At 76.6% G+C, this 5546-nt stretch carries 2 protein-coding genes and 1 pseudogene; all 3 read right to left on the bottom strand.

Annotated elements, in window-relative coordinates; translation table 11 throughout:
• The coding region (locus J0670_RS28515; RefSeq protein ID WP_243437649.1) for a DUF5682 family protein at positions 1–1129 on the bottom strand (1129 nt) is incomplete at its 3' end.
• Between the two features lie 2 nt (positions 1130–1131).
• On the bottom strand, positions 1132–2277 hold the full coding sequence (locus J0670_RS28510) for an AAA family ATPase (protein WP_207814569.1): 1146 nt from the start codon (positions 2275–2277) through the stop codon (positions 1132–1134).
• Positions 2274–5546, bottom strand: a pseudogene (locus J0670_RS28505) (hypothetical protein); the annotation flags it as partial. The pseudogene J0670_RS28505 and the gene J0670_RS28510, both read right to left, overlap by 4 nt.

Here is a 5546-nt window from a genome sequence, read left to right as displayed (position 1 = left end):
GGCCGCGGCCGAGGGGTTCGCCCTGGGCGAGGACGGTCTGGACGGCTTCGACGAGTTCGCCGCGGCCGGGCGCGGCGTGGCCGCGCAGCCGGGCGAGGTCGCCGGCGAGGCGGACGATCTCGCGGGCGTCGGCCGGACCGGAGGGGTGGTCCTGGGCGCGCAGGGCGGCACAGATCCGGACGGCGGTGGTGGTGAGCGCCTCGGTGAGGCGTTGCGGGTCTCCCCCGGCGTCGAGGACGGTGTGCTGCCATTCGGGGTCGCGGATGCCCGCCGGGTAGCCGGAGCGGGCGTCGAGCAGCGGGTAGGTGTACGGGATCAGGGACAGGACGTGCCCGGGGTGGTCCGGGCCGGGCGGCTCCTCCTCGGCGGTCGGCCCGTCGAGCAGCGCGGGGGCGTGGAAGGCGCCGACGACGACGGCGATCCGGCGGCCGTCGGCCGAGGCGGCCCGGATGCGGGCGCGCATCCAGGCCTCGCGGCGCAGGTCGTACGGGTCGACGCCCTGGCCGCTCTCGGCGTCGTGCCGCAGCGCCCAGCCGACCAGCAGGGCGGCGCGCCGGACGGCCTCCGGAGTGGAGCCGGGGGCGGCGGTCTCGACCAGGCGGTCCCACAGGTCCTCGTCGGAGGCACGGCCGGTGAGGCGGTGGCGCAGCGCGTCCGCGACGCCCGGCCCCTCGGCCGCACCGCCGGAGCCGGGGCGGTGGTCCGCACCGGCCCGGCCGGTGCGGTGGGCGAGCGGGAGGTCGCAGGCGATGGCCTCGACGCCGTTGCGCCGGGCCCAGCGCAGGGCGGCGAGTTCCGGGGAGAAGTCGGCGAAGGGGTAGAAGGCCGGTCCGGTGGTGTCGTCGGAGCCGGCCGGGGCGGCGGCGAGGGCGACCGGGGCCTCGGTCGCCTCGTCGGCGAGCCCGTCGAGCCAGGGCTGGAACTCGGCGGGCAGTTCGACCAGGACCGCCTCGGGCCGGGCGGCGTCGAGCAGCGCGGGGAGGACCGCACTGAGGGACGGCGCGTGGTGCCGCACGCCGATCAGGTAGGGCCCGGGACGGTCGGTGCCGGAGCCGGCCAGCCGCTCCGCCTCGCCCCGGATGCCCGGACGGGCGTCGCCCGGGGTGGTCTTCACCGCGCTGCTCGTCATCGTCAGGCCTCCAGCGCCGAGCGGAGGTCCCACAGGGTGCGCCAGGTGGCGGCGCCCTGTTCGGCGCGGCGGCGGACCGGGCCGTCCCAGTAGCCGAGCAGCCGGGCCGCGTCGGCCGGGTCGTCCTTGCGGACGACGCCGAGGAGTTGGCCGGGGAGGCGGCCCAGGAGGTCGCCGCCGTCGGGCAGGTAGGCGGCGGTGACGCCGAGCGCGGTGGCGACGGAGACGGCCTCGGCGGTGCTCATCACGGTGGACGGGCGTTCGACGTCCCAGCCCTCGGTGGAGCGGCCGGTGCGCAGGTCGCGGAAGGCGGTGACCAGGGCCTCCAGGACGGCGTCGTCCACGGCGTAGCCGGCCCCGGCCCGGGCGACGGCGGCGGTGGACTGGCGGCGGACCAGGTCGACCTCGGCGGCGAGGCTCCCGATCGGGCCGACCGTCTCGAAGTTGAACCGCCGCTTGAGGGCCGCCGACATCTCGCTGACGCCCTTGTCGCGCAGGTTGGCGGTGGCGATCAGGGTGAAGCCGGCGGCGGCGTGCAGCTGCCCGTCCGGGGTGCCGGCCAACTCGGGGACGGCGATGCGCCGTTCGGAGAGCAGGGAGACCAGCGCGTCCTGCACCTCGGGCAGGCAGCGGGTCACCTCCTCGACCCGGGCGACGGCTCCGGTGGTCATCGCGGTGAGCACCGGGGAGGGCACGAGGGCCTCCCGGCTGGGGCCCTTGGCGAGCAGCAGGGCGTAGTTCCAGCCGTACTTGAGCTGGTCCTCGGTGGTGCCGGCGGTGCCCTGGACGGTGAGCGCGCTGGTGCCGCAGACGGCGGCGGCGAGCAGTTCGGAGAGCATGGACTTGGCGGTGCCGGGCTCACCGACGAGCAGCAGGCCGCGCTCCCCGGCGAGGGTGACGACGCAGCGTTCGACCAGGGCGCGCTCGCCGACGAACTTCGGCTCGATGACCAGGCCTCGGCGCCCGGCCTTGAGCTTCTCGCCATCGCTGCCCATCACGAAGGTGACGACGGCGCGCGGGGTGAGGCGCCAGCCGGGCGGGCGCGGGCCGCTGTCGTGGGCGGCCAGGAACTCCAGTTCGGCGGCGTGCTTCTCCTCGGGCGGCACGATCTGCCGCACGGCGGGGGTGGTGGTCTCGGTGACGGTCATCGGCTGGCCTTCCTGCGCTTGCCGGTCTGGAGCTCTTCGTATCCGGGGGCGTCGCCGTCGAGGGTGCGCCGCCAGGCGGCGGCGAACAGCTCGGGGACGGGCAGGTGTGCCAGCGCCGGCCGGTGGGTGGGCAGGTGGTACAGGGCGGCCTTCCAGGTCTCGACGGGCAGCGCGGGGGCCTTGGCCTCCTGCCAGCCGCCGGGCAGGAAGAGGCTGCGGCCGGCCCGGGCCCGCTTGGCCTCCAGCACCAGGTCGGTGGCGGCGAGTTCGGCGCGGGCGCGCTTGAGCCGGGCGGGCTTCCAGCCCGTCCAGCGGGCGGTGTTGCGGTCGGTCGGGTCGGGCAGGGCGAGCAGTTGGAGGTAGAGCGCGGCCGCGTCCTCGCCGAGGCCGTGGGTGCGGGCCACCTCGGCGACCAGGTCGGGCACGGTGAGGTGCGGGTTCTGCAGCCAGGCCGGGCCGTCGCCCTCGGCGGTCGCCCCCGGCGCGGCGGCGGAGGCGGCCAACCGCTCCGCCTCGCCGGCCAGGACGGACTTGAGGGCCCTCAGCTCCGGGGTGAACCAGTAGTCGTCGGCGAGTCCGAGGAGCAGTTCGACCAGCGGGTCGTCGGGGCCGGTGAGCCCGGCCGGGCGCACCCAGACCCGTTCGAACTCCTCGTGGTACGGGGAGAGGACGAGCGCCGGGCCGCAGCGGACCAGGCCGTCCGGGTCGGCCCCGCCCTGGGCGGGCAGGCCGAAGTGGCTGCGCAGGATGGCGGCCACCGGGGCGCCCTTGGGCGTGCGGAACAGGTCGAAGCCGAGCAGCAGTTCGGGGTCGGCGAGCCGGGTGCGCAGCGCGGTGGCGGCCGTGGGCAGCAGGGGGCGCAGCGGGCTGTCGGCGGGCAGGTGGTAGGCGAGCCAGCGCAGGGCGTCGAGGGTGGCGTGCAGGGCGCCCTGTCCGGGGACGGCCATGGCGTCCTCGGCCTCCAGTCGGGGTGTGCCCCGGCCGTCGTCGGTCAGGCGGAAGGTGGTGGTGCCGGTCAGCCAGGGGGTGTGGGCGGGGTTGAGGACCTCCTCGATGCGGCTGATGGGCACGCCTTTGACTCCGGCCTGGGCGTCCTCGGGCAGCGTGACGAGCCGTCCGAAGTGCCGGATCCAGGCCTCGGCACCGGCGGCGAGGTCGGGGCCCTCCGTCCACAGCCGCTTCGGGTCGTCGAGGGGCAGCAGGGCGCCCCAGACCTCCGCGAGGGCGGTGTGGTCGTGGCCGCGCAGCCATTCTCGGGCGGCCTTGACCTCGGCGGACTTGAGGCCGTACTCGGCGGGCACGGTGACGTCGCCCCAGTGCAGCAGGCTGGGCGGCGGGCTGAGCAGCAGGGTGGCGCGGGCGGTGCCGATGCCGGTGAGTTCGGCGAAGGCGGTGGCGCGCTCGGGCTGCCAGGGGACGCTGCCGTGCAGGGCGGCGACCCTCCAGAACTTGGCGACCCAGGCGGCGCCGATCCGTTCCTCGGTGTTGCGCTCGCTCTCGGTGGTGAAGTGGGCGACGGGGCCGAACTCGCCGCTCGGGTCGTGGTCGACGGCGAGCCACTGGACCTTGCCGTCCGGGCCGTGGCCCCAGTGGCCGAGGATGACGACGGTGCGCTCGCCGTGGCGCAGCACCTCGCCCTGGCGGAAGGTGACGGGGCCCGTGCCCTTGGCGCGGTCGTCCGTCTCGGCGAGGACGATCTCGCGCAGGGTGGCGCCGCGGTCGGCGAGCGGGCCCCTGGTGAGTTCGCCGAGCAGCAGGACCAGCGAGGAGCGGTGGGACGGTGCGGTGAGCGGGGCGGCCACGGCGTGGGCGAGGGTGTCGATCCGGCCGAGCAGGTGCAGCCAGCCGTGGGCGGCGTCTCCGCCGTGCAGGGTGACGGTGGCCGGGGTCGTCCAGCCGTCGCCGGTCGCGGCCGGCGGGGCGGCGAGGACGGCGGTGACGGCGCGCAGGTTGTTGAGCACCCAGCAGCGGTCGCTGCTGCCCCAGGTGTTGCCGAAGCCCCGGTTGTCGGGCAGCACGGTGTTGACGGCGTCGCGCAGCTCGTGGTCGAGGCCGTGGTCGGGCCGCCACTCGGCGGCTTCCGCCTTGCCGGGGCGCTCGGCCTCGGGCTGCGGGAGGAAGCGGGCGGTCCGGTCGAGCAGGTCGGCGGCGGCGCGGGCGAGCCCGGCGACGCCGGCGAGCAGCAGCGGGTGGCTGATGCCGGGCAGGGCGGCGCCGACCGCTTCGACGGGCAGGCTGTTGCGGGCCTCGCCGCGCTGGGCGAGCGGGCGCCGGACGCCCTGGACGGTCAGCCAGCGCTGCTCGTCGTCCGGGACGGGCTCGGCGTCGACGGGCCAGGCGACGTCGATCAGGTGGGCGGCCTGCTCGGCCGTCACGGCGCGCAGCACCTGCGAACCGGCCTCGTCGCGGGGGCGCAGGGCGTGCCAGTGGTCGTACGGCGGGACGAGCGCGGTGCCGGCGGCGGAGAGCTCGCCCGGCGTGCAGGCTTGCAGTTCGACGGTGCCGTCCGTGCGGTCGGCGAGGTCGGACAGGTTGAGGGTGAGGTGCTCGCCGCTGCGGCGACTGACCACCGGGCTGCTCCCACCGGGCAGGGCGAGCCGGCCGGCCGGGACGACGCCCGGCTCGCGCCGCCCGTCCAGCGGCAGGACGATGCGCTGCCCGTCGGCCGTGAAGGCGGTGACGGTGCGCCCGGGCTCCCTGCGGACCCAGCCGCCGAGCACGGTGCCGTCGGTGCCGAGCGGGGTCCGCTCCAGGCCGGGCTGCATCGGCAGCAGCCGGGTGCGGCCCGCGACGAGTCGGCCGGCCGCGGCGGTGGCGGCGATCACGGGCGGCTCGGCGGCGCGGCCCAGGGTGCCGGTGAGCGGGTCGAGTTCGCGCAGGACGGGGCTGCCGTCCGGGGCGTACCGCAAGGTCCAGTAGCCGGTGCCGTCGCCGAGGACGGTGTGCTCCTCGGGCATCCGGGTGTCGCCGGGGTGCAGCGGGCGTTCGCCGGTGGTGCGGCCGCCGCCGGGCAGTTGGAGGGACGGGGCCTCCGGGTGCCGGTCGCCGTAGTGGTAGCCGGTGATGATCCGACCGCCGAGCTCGACGGTCTCATCAGGACGGCTGGACCAGTAGGCGACCTGCTTGCCGTCCTGGTTCCAGACGACGAGGAGTTCGCCGTCGACGTAGCGCAGCCGGGGCCGGTTCCGGCTCTCCTTCGGGTTGGGCGCCCGCAGGGTGTGCTCCAGCAGGATGCCCTCCGGGCCGACCACGAGGGCCTTGTCGAGGCG

The organism is Streptomyces sp. FH025, assembly GCF_017427025.1.
In the GTDB taxonomy this organism is placed as follows: domain Bacteria; phylum Actinomycetota; class Actinomycetes; order Streptomycetales; family Streptomycetaceae; genus Kitasatospora.
Note: the sequence above shows the minus strand (reverse complement) of the source record. Positions and strands in the feature narration are given on the sequence as shown.